Here is a 14,437-nt window from a genome sequence, read left to right on the forward strand (position 1 = left end):
TTTACAAAATTTACAGGAGAGTAAACGTGAAATCAATTCTATTTGACCTCGATGGAACATTGGTAAATTCAAGCCCTGGTATCAAGGCGGCATTTAATTACGCTTTTGAAAAGTTACAATTACCTTCACAGACCGATAAACAACTGTCAACATTCATCGGTCCACCTTTAGAAGTCACTTTTGGGAATTATTTTGACCAAACTGATGACATTAATCACGCTATTAAAACGTTTAGAGACTATTATGGTACTAAAGGAATTCATCAAGTTTCACTTTATGAAGGAATTTCTGATGTGCTAGAAGAGTTAAATCATTTAAACTATTCACTCTTTGTCACAACAAGTAAACATCAACCAATGGCAAGACAAATGTTAACAGACCTTGGTATCATTTCATATTTTGAAAAGGTCTATGGCTCTACACCTCAACACTTCCACAAGGCAGATGTTATTAAAGCTTGTCTGACAGAACAAAAAATTCAAGCACATGAAGCTGTTATCGTTGGTGATACTAAATTCGATATGATTGGCGGTAAAAAAACTGGTGTTAGAAGACTTGGAGTAACATGGGGCTTTGGTAGTCTAGAAAGCCTAAAAGAACATGGAGCTGAGTCCATTTGCTATCAACCTGAAGATTTAAAAAAAGCACTATCATCTTTATAAGATGATTAGTGCTTTTTCTTTTTTGTTAATATCCCCAAGCTGATAAACCTTGAGTGTTGTAAACTGTAATAGCTGTTGCAATTTGGTCTTCAACAGTTGCCGTTGAACCCCAACCAGGCATTGTTTGGAATAAACCTGATGCACCTGATGCGTTAGCAACATTTGGGTCACCATTAGACTCACGTGCAATAATAGCTTCCCAAGTTGATTGAGGAACACCTGTAGCCGCAGCCATTTGAGCTGCTGCCGCTGAGCCAATTGCTCCTGCTGTATTGCCATTTGGTGCAACATATGAATCTGTAGAAGATGCTACAGTCGTTACTGTGCTAGCTGTCGTATCTACAGTAGAAGCTTCAACTGGAGTTTCCTCAACGTATGCAACTTCAGGTTCTTGTACTTCCTCAGTAGATGATGATTCAGCTACTTCGCTCTCTTCTACTGAGCTTGAACTGCTTGTTTCTGTAGAACTAGAGCTTTCTGATGATACTTCTGAACTTTCTGAAGTAGATTTAACAACTTTTGTTTCTGAACTAGTTGTGATTGTCTCTGCAAATGCCTCAATTTTTGGAGCAAGTGCGACAACCACTGTTGTCATTAAAATAGCGCCTAAGACGCTAATAATTATATTTCTAATTGCTTTATTATTGATTTTACTATACATGATAAATAAAATATATACCTCTCTAAACTCCTGTTTCCTATCATATAATTTGTTTATTACTCTGAGATTGAAAATATGTTAAAAATATTACAGAGATATTGAAATTCACTCCATTTTCACAATGAAAACGCTAATTTATCGAAAACAAATCAAAAAAATCGGAGAACATTCTCCGATTTTTTCATTCTAATACTGGTAATTCTATCTCTAAATCTTAGTACCAACCATTTGCATTCCAGAATGCAAGGGCTGCTGACCATGAACCGTAGCGTCCTGCAACGTATGAGTCTGCAACACGTTCTTGGTTTTCAGCTGACAAGTCACCGTTAAGGTATGACATTGTCAATTGGTAACGACCATAGTATTGACCGTTTTGAGCTGTGTAGCTACCGCTTGATTCGCGTTGAGCAATGATTTCTTTAGCTTGAGCATCTGAAGTACCCAAGTTTGATGCGTATGATGATGTAGTTGTTGTTTCAGCTGGTGCTGCGGCTACAGTTTCAGCTGAGTTAGCTGCTGGTGCAGCAGCTTCTGCAGAAGTTTCTACTGATGCTACAGTAGCTTCTGGATCTAGTTCTAAGATTTGACCTACAGTGATGAAGTCAACGTCAGCAATTTGGTTTACTGAAGCCAATTTTTCAACTGTAGTGTTGTAAGTTACGGCAATTTCAGAAAGTGTATCACCTGATTGAACAGTGTATGAATCAGCGTTAGCAACTGTTGGGGCGATTAGTGCTACTGCTGCGGCTACACCGGCAAGACCAAGCTTAATTGAGTTAGATTTAGTTTTAAAAATATTTGTTTGCATTATATGCTCCTTTTTTATTTCAAAATTAGTACAGGCTATATAATACAGACTTAATGTTACTCAGGCTTTAGACTTATATTAAAAATATTACAATTAGATTGATATAACATAAAGAAAACGCCTACAGATTAGGCGTTTTAGCTTTTTTTAAGATAAAATAAGAGAATTCCTAAAATTACAACGATCAAAATAATCAAAGAATCTTTCAATTTCCATTGTAAAATTCGATATTTTGTACGTCCATCTCCGCCTTGATAGCCCCTTGCTTCCATCGCAAGTGCTAAAGCATCTGCACGTTTAAAGCTTGAAGCAAAGAGTGGAATTAGAATTGGAATAATAGATTTTACCTTCTGAATAAGATTTCCTTCACCAAAATCAACCCCACGCGCCTGTTGCGCCTTCATAATACGTGTTGTATCATCCATTAATGTTGGAACAAAACGCAAGCTTAATGACAACATCAAGCCGATTTCATGAGCTGGTACCTTAAATCGCACAAAAGGTTTTAAGAGAGATTCTACCCCATCAGCAAGGCTTAGAGGCGTCGTTGTAAGAGTCAATAGCGTTGAGAAGAAGATAATCAATACAAAGCGCATGAAAATCAATACCGCTTGACTAAAACCATAGCTTGTAATTTTCAAAATTCCAAATTGGAAATAAGTTTCCCCACCTTGCGTAAAGAACATTTGGAATAAAGTTGTAAATAAAATAATACCAATCATCGGACGAACGCCACGCAAGAAAAAGCTCAATTTAATCTTCGATAGAATAACAGCTACCAAAGTAAATGCAATCATCAAAAGATTGGTAACAAGGTTATTTGCCCAAAAAACAATAACAATATATAGAATCATCGCAAGTAACTTACTACGTGGGTCTAGGCGATGAATCAATGAATCTCCAGGTATGTAACGACCAAGTATTAGTTTATCCATGTTTCACCACCTCAGCAAATTCTTCTATAGTAATTGGTAAACTTTCTAAATGCAACCCTCGTTTGACAAGCTTTTGAGCAAACTTTGTGATTTTAGGAACACCCAGTTGCTTACTTTCAAGGAAGTCTACATCTTGAAAGACCTCTTTTGGATAACCAGAACGAACTAATTTACCACCTTCAAGGACATTGACATAATCAGCATAATTAGCAACATCATCCATTAAATGTGTAACTAAAACAATTGTCATACCACTTTGATGCAATTCTTTAAATAACGTCATCAACTCACGGCGACCTTTTGGATCTAAACCTGCTGTCGGTTCATCTAAGACTAATACTTCTGGTTCCATAGCTAAAATACCAGCAATAGCAACTCGTCGCATCTGACCACCTGAAAGTTCAAAAGGATTTTTTTCAAAAAATTCTTCTTTAATTCCGACCATTGCAAGTTTTTCACGAGCAAGTTTTTCAGCATCTTCTAGAGAAACACCAAAATTTTGTGGTCCAAATGCAACATCTTTAAGAACTGTTTCTTCAAAAAGTTGACTTTCTGGAAATTGGAAGACAAGCCCTACTTTTTTACGAACAGGCTTAATCTCCTTGCTTTTTGACTCAGCTGTAATTTTAATATCATCAACGATGACAGCACCTTCTGTTGGAATATTAAGCCCGTTTAGTAGCTGCATGATTGTTGATTTTCCTGAACCAGTATGTCCAATAAAAGCTGTATAAGAACCTTCTTTTATAGAAAGATTAATGTCAAAAAGGGCACGCCCTTCAAAAGGTGTCCCCGCTTGATATGTGTAATTTACGCCTTCAAGAGTAATTCCCATAATTGATCTTCTAATTCCTTTTCCGTAAGATAATCCTCTGTAAATTCAAACCCTTTATCTTTTAAAGCAGAGATGAGATTAGCTGAAAAAGGAATATCAAGTCCTAATGTCAATAATTCTTCTCCTCTAGCAAAGAGTTCTCTTGGTGTTGAACTTGACTCAACTTTTCCTTTTTTCATGACTAAAACACGGTCGCTAAGCGCCACCTCATCCAAATCATGAGTAATAGAGATAACCGTCATATTATATTTATCACGAATCTCCTTGATCGTCTGAATCAGTTCAATACGCCCTTCTGGATCTAACATGCTTGTTGCTTCATCCAAAATAATAATGTTAGGACGCATAGCAATCGCTCCTGCAATCGCAACACGTTGTTTTTGTCCACCCGAAAGGCGAGAAGGCTCGCGGTTGGCAAAAGCAGACATACCAACAAGTTTGAGTGCTTCTTTAACACGCGCTTTCATTTCTTCTAAAGGAATTCCTTTATTTTCCAACCCAAAAGCTACGTCATCTTCGACTGTTGCACCAACAAATTGGTTATCCGGATTTTGAAAAACCATTCCTATTTTTTGACGAATGTTCCACACATTTTCTTCTGTTAATAGTTCACCTTCAACAAAGATTTGACCTGATTCAGCAGCTAACAACCCATCAATTAAGCGGACTGTAGTTGATTTTCCTGAACCATTATGGCCAATAATTGATAACCATTCTCCCTGTTTCACGTGAAACGATAAATCATCTAAGGTATTGTAATCTTGTTGATCAGTATATTTAAAAGTTAAATGCTTAACGTCAATACTATTTAATGTCATTTAAAAGTGTCCTTAAAGAGGAATCCCGCTCCTTTGAAGTAATCATATCCTGAATAGATAGTGAAAATCAAAGCAACATAAAGTAAAAGTGTTCCAATAAGTGAAAAATGGAAAAGCAAGAAAATAATAGAAAACATTTGAGTAAATGTTTTGATTTTACCAGGCATAGCTGCTGCTAAAACTGTTCCACCATTTTCAACAAGTAGTAAACGAAGCCCTGTTACAGCAAGTTCACGACAAATAATAATCGCTGCAATCCAAGCTGGAACCATTTTAAGTTCAACCAACATGATAAATGCAGTCATAACTAACATTTTATCAGCCAATGGGTCTGCAAACTTCCCGAAATTTGTAACAACTTTCCATTTTCTAGCAAGATATCCATCCAAATAATCTGTAATACTTGCAAGTGCGAACACTACCGCTGCAACAGCGTGACCAGCAGTATTATTTGCAAAGCAAAGAATTAAAATAAATACTGGAATTAATACGATGCGTCCTAATGTTAACAAATTAGGAATATTTTCTTTTTTTGTAAAATCGACTTTCATTTTCCTACCTTATTGAATATTAATTGTAATATAACTTACTGTTGTACTTGTCAAAGCTGACATATCAACTTCTTGACCATTAATTGAAACAGTGACTCCTTCTGTAACCCCTAAAGTAATTACAGATGTTTTAGCTCCAGCAACAAGTGCTGTTGAGAAGCTTGTATTTCCTGCTGAAGAAAGAAGTGTTCCACCTTCACCAGTTTCTGAGTTACTTACAGAAACCCAGCTGCTATCAGCACCAGATAGTTTAATATCAACTGTCAAATTGTCTGTGTCTGAAACATTTGATACATTAACAGTTAAATTACTTCCGCTACCTTCAGTTTCCATTTTCAACCCTTTCTCTTCAGAAGAAGATTCGCTAGTTGAACTTTCTGAAGTTGATGAGCTGCTTTCTGATGAAGAACTATGAACAACAGAGTAGCTTGGTTTTGAATTATTATTACTATCAGTTTGAAGTTGACTCCAAGTCACAAATGTGACAAAAGCTAAGATAGCAAGTGCAACCACACATAACATAACAATTGGAAGGTATGTAGTGTTTTTTTCAGCGCTCTTATAGCGACTTGAGCGTGAACCAACACCAAATTCATCTTTATTTTCTACTTCTTGTTTTTGAACTGGCTTAACAGCTTGTTTATGACTTGGTACGATGGTAATTTTCTCATCTTCAGCAACTGCTGAACCTTTTTGAGTCTTGCCATTAGTTAACTCTCGATAGCGCTTTAATAGCTTAGCTGAATCAACATCAACCAAATCAGCATATTGAGTAAGATATTCCTCAACCTCATCTGCAGGAATCAGCTTGAATTTTTCTAATTCTAATGCTAGAAGATGGGGCGATGGAATCGCTGTTTTTTCTTCGACTTCTTCTAGGGTCAAGTTTTTTGCAACTCGACCTTTTCTTAAGATCTCTCCGATTGTTTCTTCTCTCATACAAGGTTTCCTTTAACAAAAATATAATCAGATTTATTATAGCAAATTTTAGCCAGTATTTCGATTTTATTTTGGAAGGATTGTGAATTCTGTTGCATCTGATTTTGCAACAAATTCAGTTCCTATGTTCAATACTTCTTCAAAAGTTAAGGTAGCCAAAATTTTTGGAACAGCTAAGTAAGTCTCTTCATCAGATAAATGATTGATAAATTGAGCAGATAAATTTTCAATAGAATCTAAACTCTTGAAAAAGTCACCATATAATTCCTTTTTGACAATTTCAAAATGTTCTTTCGATAAATCCTCTAAATCACTAGACTGCGCGACTTTATCAAGATATTGTCGGAGGTTAGTCGCCATAGCAATTGGTGTTGGTGTATCTAGGGAAATAATCAAAAATTGGAAATTCTCATAAACTTCAACTTCAAAATCAAATGAATCATCGATTTGACCATTTTCGTAAAGCTCCTGATAATGTTTTGATGTCCATCCTAAAATCATGGCAAAGAAAATCCTTAAAATCAATTCTTGTCGTAAAGTAGACATTCCTACAGATAAGGCTGGTCCTCTCAACCCAATTGCTAGTTTTGGTTGAACAACCTCCATCTGAACTGACTTTTGAGGCACTACAGGTTCATAGATTAATTTTTGATGTTCTAAGTGATGGACATCCTTTACATTTCCTTTTTGAATGTCCTGAATTTGCTCAAAGATGACATCTTTATCAAAATTACCAACAACTAATAAAGCCATTTCTTGTGGCGAATAGAAAACTTCATGATTTTCTTTTAAGTCGTTAACAGAAATTTTAGCGACACTATCTTGATTTCCTGCAATATCCTGAGCTAGCGCTGTTTTTGGATATAAGTTCTCTAAAATGCCTTGATATAATCGATAATCCGCATCATCCTGATACATATCAATTTCTTGTCCGATAATTGATTTTTCACGTTCAATTGACTCTTCTGTAAAGGCTGTATCTGATACAAAATGCTGCAATAAAGCTAGATTTTCACTTAAATTGTCTGCCGTTGAAAAATAAAAGCAAGTCTTATCAAAAGTTGTAAAGGCATTGCTGTTGGCACCTGCATTAGTGAATAATTCTGAAACATCTTGTCCATTTTCTAATTCAAATAATTTATGTTCTAGAAAGTGAGCAATTCCCTCTTCATAATTTCTAACCTTACCATTTTGTGTAAACTTGTTGTCAAGCGATCCAAAATTGACCACCAACATTCCACAACTTTCTTGAAAATCATTTTTGGGAATCAAGTAAACTTTCATGCCATTATCTAGTACGGCAGTATAGAGATTTTCACCAATTTCAGAGAAAAATTTTTCAATTAATCTTGTCATTTATTTTCCCTCCAAAAAATACAAAGCTTGTAATCTAATTTTTCTTGTCAATTGAAGAATATCAGCTTTACTAACCTTGTCAATCTTGTCAATCATTTCGTCAATGTTATAGTGATTTTCCAAATACTGTCCATTATAGCAACGTTCAATCAAAACTTTTGGAGAATCTCCTGACAATCGCAAATTCACTGTTAGCATCTTCTTAGTCTGCTTTAAAAGAGCTTCTGAAAAGCGCCCTGTCTTAATAATAGAAAATTGTTTATTAATCAACTGCATCGCTTTATTACGATTTTTTTGATCAATGCCAGCGTAAACATTCAGTAAACCTGTAAAAATATCAAAGTGGCTTCCGATAGTATATGCCAGCCCTTCTTTTTCACGAACTTCTGTAAACAAACGTGAATGGGCAAACCCACCAAAAAGTCCATTAAAAACAAGCAAAGCAAAATAATCTTTGTCACCATACCGCGTTGGAAAAGAATATCCCAACTGTAAAACTGACTGATTAACTTCTCTGCTTTCTAATTTTTCTTGAACAATATTGCCAAATTCTTGTTGGTAGTCAAATACTAAATCCTTGTGACGGTCTTCAAAAGGGAATTTATTAAACAGCTGCAACATACGATAATCATCAAATTCTCCTAATATGAAAATGTCCAGCTGATCTTCGCGAAGCATTTTCTGAAACTCTTGAAATGCTGTGTAAGAATTTTCAGCTGCTGCCAATTCTGCCGTACCATATTTTGAACTTTGAAAAGCTGGATTTTCAAAAAAGAGTTTTTTCAACCCTAATTCACTACTATAAAAACTATCATCTTTATCAGCCTTCAAATAATTAATCAAATTAGTTTGTTCAAGTTCAAAAAGTTTGGATTGATACTGCTCAACAGTGACAAGCGGAGAAAAAAGAACCTGATACAAAAAATCAATGACTTCTTCTAAAAGATTTTCCTTAGCCATTGTATATCGATTTTTCATAAATGATAATTCAATATCAACAATGTGAACTAGTCCCTTCGTTGACACTTTAGTTGATAAAGTGGCTCCGTATAAGCTTGCCAAGCGTTCTCTAAAGCGCTGAGCAGTCGGGTATTTGGCGTTAGCAGTTGCCAAAATTTGAGCCACTAAAACACGTCTCGAAACCGTTTTTTGATTAAAATCCCCAGAAAAACGAAAGGTAATGTGGTTCATCTTGAATTTTTCATTTTTAATTAAATGTAACTCAACACCATCAACTATTTTCATTACAAATTCCTTACTAATACACTTTATTAGCTAAAATTATACCACGTTTATGTTATAATTACTTGGATTACAAAATGGAGAAAACAATGGAATACAAATTATTTGATGACTATATTACTTTACAAGCTTTATTAAAGGAACTGGGCATTATCCAAAGTGGTGGTGCTATTAAAGGATACTTAGCAGAAACAACTGTCCTATTCAATGGTGAAGACGAAAAACGTCGTGGGAAAAAAATTCGCATTGGTGATGTTGTAGCTATTCCAGAAGACAATATCACAATCAATATTGTTGAACCAACAGCTAAAGAAAAAGAAGAACATCTTGAGGCTGTAGCTGAAAAAGCTCGTGTTGCTGCTATTGTCAAAGAGTTAAACGCTAAAAATAAAAAAGCTAAAAAACAAAATCAACCTAAAAAACAAGCTAAACAAACGAAAGAACGTAAACCTATTCGTTTTCCAGGAACTTAATCATGTGGATTCAAAAAATAGCCTTAAAAAATTACCGTAATTATTTAAATAATGAACTTGAATTTTCCCCTGGACTCAATGTTTTTATTGGGAAAAATGCCCAAGGAAAAACTAATTTCTTAGAAGCTATTTATTTCTTATCTTTAACTCGCAGCCACCGTACACGCTTAGACAAAGAGCTGATTCATTTTCAAGAAAAAGAACTCCGCGTCTCAGGTAATTTACAACGCTCAACTGGGGTAGTTCCTCTAGAGATCGACCTTTCAAGCAAAGGGCGTGTTACCAAAATCAATCACTTAAAACAAGCTAAATTATCTGATTACATTGGTGTAATGACTGTTGTTCTTTTTGCTCCCGAAGATTTGCAACTCATAAAAGGGGCACCAAGTCTTCGTCGCAAATTTATCGATATCGACCTTGGACAAATCAAGCCAGTCTATTTATCTGATTTATCAAATTACAACCATGTTCTTAAACAGCGTAATACCTACCTTAAAACGGCTGAAAAAGTCGATATTGACTTTCTAGCAGTACTTGATGAACAGCTAGCTGACTTTGGTAGCCGTGTTATGGAACACCGTCTAGATTTTATTGCTAATTTAGAAAAAGAAGCTGATCGCTACCACTACACCATTTCTGATGGCGTAGAACATTTGAAAATTCACTATTTATCATCCGTACCTTTTAATAAAAAATCTGATATCAAAGAACAATTTTTAAAGACTTTAGAAAAAAATCACAAACGTGATATTTTCAAAAAAAATACTGGTGCTGGTCCACACCGTGATGATTTAGAATTTTTCATCAATGATATGCCTGCTAATTTTGGAAGTCAAGGACAGCATCGTAGCCTAATTTTATCTCTAAAAATGGCTGAAATTGAGCTCATCAAAAATGTTACGGGCGATTATCCGATTCTACTTCTCGACGATGTTATGAGTGAGTTAGATAATTACAGACAAACTGAGCTACTGAAAATGATTATCGCTAAAAATGTTCAGACTTTCATCACAACAACAAGTCTTGAACATTTATCACAACTCCCCAAAGAATTAAAAATTTTTACTGTTACCAAAGGACATATTCAAGAGAACTAAAAAAAGCTGGCTTAGCCAGCTTTTTATTTATGTTTACAAAATCATTGACACCACTGTCAACAAAGATTAATAAGATTTTACAATTCCTAGTAATACAGCTCCAAGAACAAAGCATGCAATACCAATGACTAACCAACGCATTTCTTTACGTGTTTTAGTTTCACCTAAGAATAAGATACCACCCATGATTGAAATGATAACACCTAATTGTGAGAAACTAAAGGCAATTGCAAGACCAGCTTTTGCAGCAGCAAGAAGCATGAAGACATTACCAATACCCCACATAAATCCAACGATAGCATTTTTAATAACAACTGTTTCAAATTTAACATTAAATTTCATGAAAGCAACAGCTCCAAGAACCATACCAACAGCCATTGGGAAAATAACTGCCAAAGCATCAAAGTTCATGATATTGTTAAATAAGATAGTATAAGAAAGGTAACCAATTGTTGAATAAGTCAATGCACGGAAACCTTTACCAAAGTCAGTAAGAACGCCTGATTCAATTTTTTCAGAATCACGTTTACTTGTGAAATAGAAACCGATAACCAACAGAAGCAAAGCGACAATACCTAGTGTGTATTGAATTGGTTTACTCCATTCTCCAAATACGATTGCACCAATCAAGCTACCAAATACAAGTTGAGCACCACTTGATAGAGGGTTACCAACTGAAACACCCATATATTGCATTGCACGGAATTGACCATTTTGTCCCATAGACCAAAGCATACCACCGATAATTCCGACAACCCAAAGTGTAACTGACATTTCTGGTTGAACAAACAACCATACAACAAAGGCAAATACAAGTGCCCCAAGAGTCATTCCTAATGTTTGTTGATCTGGTTTACCTCCAATTTTATTGCTGACAAACCCGATACTTCCCCATGCAACCATGGGAATCAATGCAAATAAAATACCCTGCATTTTTTCTCCTTTACGATATGTTTTACAGATTAGTAAACGTTGTTTACACTGTTGTAAATATATAAATTAGTCGTTCGCTTTTATGAAAACGCTTTTTCAGAAAACTAAAAGAAAATTTCATGTTTTTGGCGAACATAGTTAAATATTCTAACATATTCTATAGCATTTTGTAAAGGCCTTCTTACAAAAAAATTCTGACAGCGTATCGCCATCAGAATTTCTATCTATTACTTATAAGATATTATTTTACAGAGTAGTTAGGAGCTTCATTCGTAATTTGAACATCGTGTGGGTGGCTTTCTACCAAACCTGCACCTGACATTTCAACGAATTGTGCTTTTTCATGAAGAGCTAGAATGTTTTCTGCTCCAACATATCCCATACCTGAACGGATACCACCGATCATTTGGAAGACGATATCAGCAACAGCACCTTTATAAGCTACACGACCTTCAATTCCTTCTGGAACAAGTTTGTTAGCTTCATTAACTGAACCTTGGAAGTAACGGTCGCTTGAACCTTTCTTCATAGCTGCAATTGATCCCATACCACGGTATGTTTTGAATTTACGTCCTTGGAAGATTTCAGTTTCACCTGGAGCTTCATCAGTACCAGCAAACATAGAACCTAGCATTACAGCATTACCACCGGCTGCCAAAGCTTTGACGATATCACCTGAATATTTGATACCACCGTCAGCAATGATTGTTTTACCATACTCACGCGCAACTTGTGCTGCATCATAAATAGCTGTAATTTGAGGGACACCGACACCAGCAACAACACGTGTTGTACAGATTGAACCAGGACCGATTCCGACTTTAACAACATCAACACCTGCTTCGTAAAGAGCTCGTGCTCCTTCTGCAGTAGCAACGTTACCAGCAATCAATGTACGTTCTGGGAAGTGTTGACGAATTTCAGCGATTTTACGTAGAACACCTGCTGAGTGACCGTGAGCAGTATCGATAACAATTGCATCTGCACCAGCTTCAAAGAGTGCTTCAGCACGTTCAAATGTATCAGATGTAACACCAACAGCACCCGCAACTAAAAGACGACCAAATTCATCTTTAGCAGCATTAGGAAATTCAATAACTTTTTCAATATCTTTGATAGTGATAAGACCTGACAAACGTCCAGCTTCATCAACCAAAGGTAATTTTTCGATACGGTGTTCGTGAAGAATGCGTTCCGCAGTTTCCAAGTCAGTTCCAACAGGAGCTGTTACCAATTTTTCACTTGTCATATGTGCAGAAATTGGAGCATGGTAATCTGAGATAAAACGCATATCACGGTTTGTGATAATCCCCACCAATTTACGATTTTCAAGAGTTTCAACAATTGGAACACCACTGATGCGGTAGCGTTGCATCAATTCTTCAGCTTCTGAAACAGAGTGTTTTGGTGTTAAGAAGAAAGGATCAATAATAACACCATTTTCAGAGCGTTTTACTTTACGAATTTCTTCAGCTTGCTCTTGGATTGACATGTTTTTGTGAACAACACCAAGACCACCAGCACGTGCAATCGCAATTGCCATTCGACTGTCAGTAACAGTGTCCATAGCCGCTGTTACGATAGGAATGTTCAATGTCAAATTTTTTGCAAGTTTTGTTTGCATGTTAACTTCATTTGGAAGAACATGACTTTCAGCAGGAATGAGTAGTACGTCATCAAAAGTGTAACCTTTTTTCAAAAATTTAGTGTCCCAATTTGACATTAAATAAACCCTCTTTTCTATATATTTGTAGGGGATTTTTAACCCTAGCTAATTTTTTATTGTTATTATAATAACACGCCAAAATCATTTGTCAATAAATTAAATTCAATTTTTTTCCAAAAATTCTCTTCTATATTAGACTGATTATTTTTGCAATTCTCATTTAAAACACATGTTTTATAGTTCTAAAAGAACTCCGAAGTAATCACCTCGGAGTTCTGTGTATTTTAGAAGTAGTTAATTCCCATAGCTGCTTTTACTTCAGCAAGTGTTTGTCCTGCAACTTCACGCGCAGCTTCACTTCCTTTTTCAAGCATACGGAAAACTTCACCCATATCTTTAGCGTATTCTAAACGACGTTCACGAATTGGTGCTAATTCGCGTTCAAGAATTTCAAGAAGGTAACGTTTTGTTTTCACATCGCCAAGACCACCACGTTGGTAGTGCTCTTTCATAGCAGCAATATCTGCTTGATCTTCTTCACGTCCGAAGACATCAAGATAATGGAAGACCATATTTCCTTCGATTTGACCTGGATCTTCAACGCGAATGTGGTTAGGGTCAGTATACATGCTCATAACTTTTTTACGAACTGTATCAGCATCATCAGATAAGTAGATACCATTACCAAGCGATTTAGACATTTTGGCATTACCATCTAAACCTGGCAAACGACCAGCTGCTTCGTTTTCAGGGAAAATTCCTTCTGGTTCAACCAAGACATCAGTTTTATAAGTATGATTGAAACTACGAACAATTTCACGTGTTTGTTCAATCATTGGTTTTTGGTCATTTCCGACTGGCACATAGTTAGCTTTGAAGGCTGTGATATCTGCAGCTTGTGAAATTGGATAAACCAAAAATCCTGTTGGGATTGAGCTTCCAAATCCTTTTTGAGCAATTTCTGTCTTAACTGTAGGATTGCGTTCCAAACGTGACAATGAAACAAGGTTCATGTAGTACATTGTCAATTCAGCTAATTCAGGGATTTGACTTTGAATGAAAATTGTTGATTTAGCTGGGTCAAGACCTACAGAAAGATAATCAAGTGCAACATTTCCTACTGATTCTCTGATAATTTCAGATTCTTTAGCATGGTCTGTCAAAGCTTGTTGGTCAGCCAAGAAAACAAACATGTCATATTTATCTTCATTTTGTAGAAGAACACGATTTTTCAAACTTCCAACATAATGTCCCAAGTGCAATTTACCTGTTGGACGGTCACCTGTTAAAATAATTGGTTTTGCCATTTTATCACCTCAATAATTAATTCAAATAAAAACGCCTCACGTAGTTTAACTACGTGAGGGCGTTATCGATACGCGGTACCACCTCAATTAATAGACTTAGTCTATCATCTCTTTACCACTATATAAACATTTACACAATCAATGCAAAGATTAT

The 14,437-nt window shown here is 35.8% G+C and carries 15 protein-coding genes and 1 other annotated feature (1 of these 16 running past the window's edge); of the genes, 3 read left to right on the forward strand and 12 right to left on the reverse strand.

Going from position 1 to position 14,437, the window contains the following annotated elements; all coding sequences use genetic code 11:
• Positions 1-26 precede the first annotated feature (26 nt).
• Complete coding sequence (locus ACN0NP_RS04565) at positions 27-662, forward strand: HAD hydrolase-like protein (protein ID WP_024344462.1); 636 nt, start codon at positions 27-29, stop codon at positions 660-662.
• Positions 663-687: 25 nt separating this feature from the next.
• Here the strand turns inward: ACN0NP_RS04565 and ACN0NP_RS04570 are convergent, their stop codons facing one another.
• The 9 genes from ACN0NP_RS04570 to yfmF all read right to left on the reverse strand — a co-directional run bounded on the left by ACN0NP_RS04570 (position 688) and on the right by yfmF (position 8,810).
• Positions 688-1,323 carry a transglycosylase SLT domain-containing protein gene (locus ACN0NP_RS04570; protein ID WP_423217654.1) on the reverse strand — a complete coding sequence of 212 codons (636 nt, stop codon included), beginning with the start codon at positions 1,321-1,323 and terminating at the stop codon, positions 688-690.
• Positions 1,324-1,537: 214 nt separating this feature from the next.
• A complete protein-coding gene (locus ACN0NP_RS04575) occupies positions 1,538-2,131 on the reverse strand; it encodes a LysM peptidoglycan-binding domain-containing protein (RefSeq protein WP_024344464.1) in 594 nt (197 codons plus the stop codon).
• Between the two features lie 137 nt (positions 2,132-2,268).
• Positions 2,269-3,066 (reverse strand): energy-coupling factor transporter transmembrane component T family protein, encoded by a 798-nt coding sequence (locus ACN0NP_RS04580; protein ID WP_423217655.1) that lies wholly within the window; start codon positions 3,064-3,066, stop codon positions 2,269-2,271.
• The gene (locus tag ACN0NP_RS04585) at positions 3,059-3,901 is read right to left on the reverse strand and encodes an energy-coupling factor ABC transporter ATP-binding protein (protein ID WP_024344466.1); all 843 of its coding nucleotides are present in this window, start codon (positions 3,899-3,901) and stop codon (positions 3,059-3,061) included. Before ACN0NP_RS04585 ends, ACN0NP_RS04580 begins: the two co-directional genes overlap by 8 nt.
• Positions 3,877-4,719, reverse strand: a complete 843-nt coding sequence (locus tag ACN0NP_RS04590) for an energy-coupling factor ABC transporter ATP-binding protein (protein WP_024344467.1) — start codon at positions 4,717-4,719, stop codon at positions 3,877-3,879. The genes ACN0NP_RS04585 and ACN0NP_RS04590 overlap by 25 nt, the downstream gene beginning before the upstream one ends.
• On the reverse strand, positions 4,716-5,270 hold the full coding sequence (gene pgsA / locus ACN0NP_RS04595; protein WP_004233663.1) for a CDP-diacylglycerol--glycerol-3-phosphate 3-phosphatidyltransferase: 555 nt from the start codon (positions 5,268-5,270) through the stop codon (positions 4,716-4,718). The genes ACN0NP_RS04590 and pgsA overlap by 4 nt, the downstream gene beginning before the upstream one ends.
• Before the next feature lie 9 nt (positions 5,271-5,279).
• Positions 5,280-6,209: a RodZ domain-containing protein gene (locus ACN0NP_RS04600; RefSeq protein WP_423217656.1), complete on the reverse strand. Its 930-nt coding sequence runs from the start codon at positions 6,207-6,209 to the stop codon at positions 5,280-5,282.
• A gap of 66 nt (positions 6,210-6,275) precedes the next feature.
• A complete protein-coding gene (gene yfmH, locus ACN0NP_RS04605; protein WP_423217657.1) occupies positions 6,276-7,565 on the reverse strand; it encodes an EF-P 5-aminopentanol modification-associated protein YfmH in 1,290 nt (429 codons plus the stop codon).
• Positions 7,566-8,810 carry an EF-P 5-aminopentanol modification-associated protein YfmF gene (gene yfmF / locus ACN0NP_RS04610; RefSeq protein WP_423217658.1) on the reverse strand — a complete coding sequence of 415 codons (1,245 nt, stop codon included), beginning with the start codon at positions 8,808-8,810 and terminating at the stop codon, positions 7,566-7,568.
• Positions 8,811-8,896: 86 nt separating this feature from the next.
• Between yfmF and yaaA the strand changes: the two genes are divergently transcribed.
• Both yaaA and recF read left to right on the forward strand, forming a co-directional pair.
• A complete protein-coding gene (gene yaaA / locus ACN0NP_RS04615) occupies positions 8,897-9,280 on the forward strand; it encodes a S4 domain-containing protein YaaA (protein WP_024344471.1) in 384 nt (127 codons plus the stop codon).
• Between the two features lie 2 nt (positions 9,281-9,282).
• Complete coding sequence (gene recF, locus ACN0NP_RS04620) at positions 9,283-10,377, forward strand: DNA replication/repair protein RecF (RefSeq protein ID WP_024344472.1); 1,095 nt, start codon at positions 9,283-9,285, stop codon at positions 10,375-10,377.
• Between the two features lie 66 nt (positions 10,378-10,443).
• Here the strand turns inward: recF and ACN0NP_RS04625 are convergent, their stop codons facing one another.
• The 3 genes from ACN0NP_RS04625 to trpS form a co-directional block, all read right to left on the reverse strand.
• Complete coding sequence (locus ACN0NP_RS04625) at positions 10,444-11,310, reverse strand: GRP family sugar transporter (protein ID WP_033153619.1); 867 nt, start codon at positions 11,308-11,310, stop codon at positions 10,444-10,446.
• A 241-nt stretch (positions 11,311-11,551) separates the two neighbouring features.
• Positions 11,552-13,033 carry an IMP dehydrogenase gene (guaB, locus tag ACN0NP_RS04630; protein WP_021143381.1) on the reverse strand — a complete coding sequence of 494 codons (1,482 nt, stop codon included), beginning with the start codon at positions 13,031-13,033 and terminating at the stop codon, positions 11,552-11,554.
• A 227-nt stretch (positions 13,034-13,260) separates the two neighbouring features.
• On the reverse strand, positions 13,261-14,283 hold the full coding sequence (gene trpS, locus ACN0NP_RS04635; RefSeq protein WP_004233676.1) for a tryptophan--tRNA ligase: 1,023 nt from the start codon (positions 14,281-14,283) through the stop codon (positions 13,261-13,263).
• Positions 14,284-14,335: 52 nt separating this feature from the next.
• Positions 14,336-14,437 (reverse strand) — a binding site (T-box leader); it runs 108 nt beyond the window's last position.

Source organism: Streptococcus equinus, from assembly GCF_049393805.1.
In the GTDB taxonomy this organism is placed as follows: Bacteria; Bacillota; Bacilli; order Lactobacillales; family Streptococcaceae; genus Streptococcus; species Streptococcus equinus.

Excerpts from the sequence above, each read along its gene's own strand:
- ACN0NP_RS04570 (WP_423217654.1), bottom strand. The coding sequence starts at position 1,323 with ATGTATAGTAAAATCAATAATAAAGCAATTAGAAATATAATTATTAGC.
- ACN0NP_RS04575 (WP_024344464.1), bottom strand. The coding sequence starts at position 2,131 with ATGCAAACAAATATTTTTAAAACTAAATCTAACTCAATTAAGCTTGGT.
- ACN0NP_RS04580 (WP_423217655.1), bottom strand. The coding sequence starts at position 3,066 with ATGGATAAACTAATACTTGGTCGTTACATACCTGGAGATTCATTGATT.
- ACN0NP_RS04585 (WP_024344466.1), bottom strand. The coding sequence starts at position 3,901 with ATGGGAATTACTCTTGAAGGCGTAAATTACACATATCAAGCGGGGACA.
- ACN0NP_RS04590 (WP_024344467.1), bottom strand. The coding sequence starts at position 4,719 with ATGACATTAAATAGTATTGACGTTAAGCATTTAACTTTTAAATATACT.
- pgsA (WP_004233663.1), bottom strand. The coding sequence starts at position 5,270 with ATGAAAGTCGATTTTACAAAAAAAGAAAATATTCCTAATTTGTTAACA.
- ACN0NP_RS04600 (WP_423217656.1), bottom strand. The coding sequence starts at position 6,209 with ATGAGAGAAGAAACAATCGGAGAGATCTTAAGAAAAGGTCGAGTTGCA.
- yfmH (WP_423217657.1), bottom strand. The coding sequence starts at position 7,565 with ATGACAAGATTAATTGAAAAATTTTTCTCTGAAATTGGTGAAAATCTC.
- yfmF (WP_423217658.1), bottom strand. The coding sequence starts at position 8,810 with ATGAAAATAGTTGATGGTGTTGAGTTACATTTAATTAAAAATGAAAAA.
- yaaA (WP_024344471.1), top strand. The coding sequence starts at position 8,897 with ATGGAATACAAATTATTTGATGACTATATTACTTTACAAGCTTTATTA.
- recF (WP_024344472.1), top strand. The coding sequence starts at position 9,283 with ATGTGGATTCAAAAAATAGCCTTAAAAAATTACCGTAATTATTTAAAT.
- ACN0NP_RS04625 (WP_033153619.1), bottom strand. The coding sequence starts at position 11,310 with ATGCAGGGTATTTTATTTGCATTGATTCCCATGGTTGCATGGGGAAGT.
- guaB (WP_021143381.1), bottom strand. The coding sequence starts at position 13,033 with ATGTCAAATTGGGACACTAAATTTTTGAAAAAAGGTTACACTTTTGAT.
- trpS (WP_004233676.1), bottom strand. The coding sequence starts at position 14,283 with ATGGCAAAACCAATTATTTTAACAGGTGACCGTCCAACAGGTAAATTG.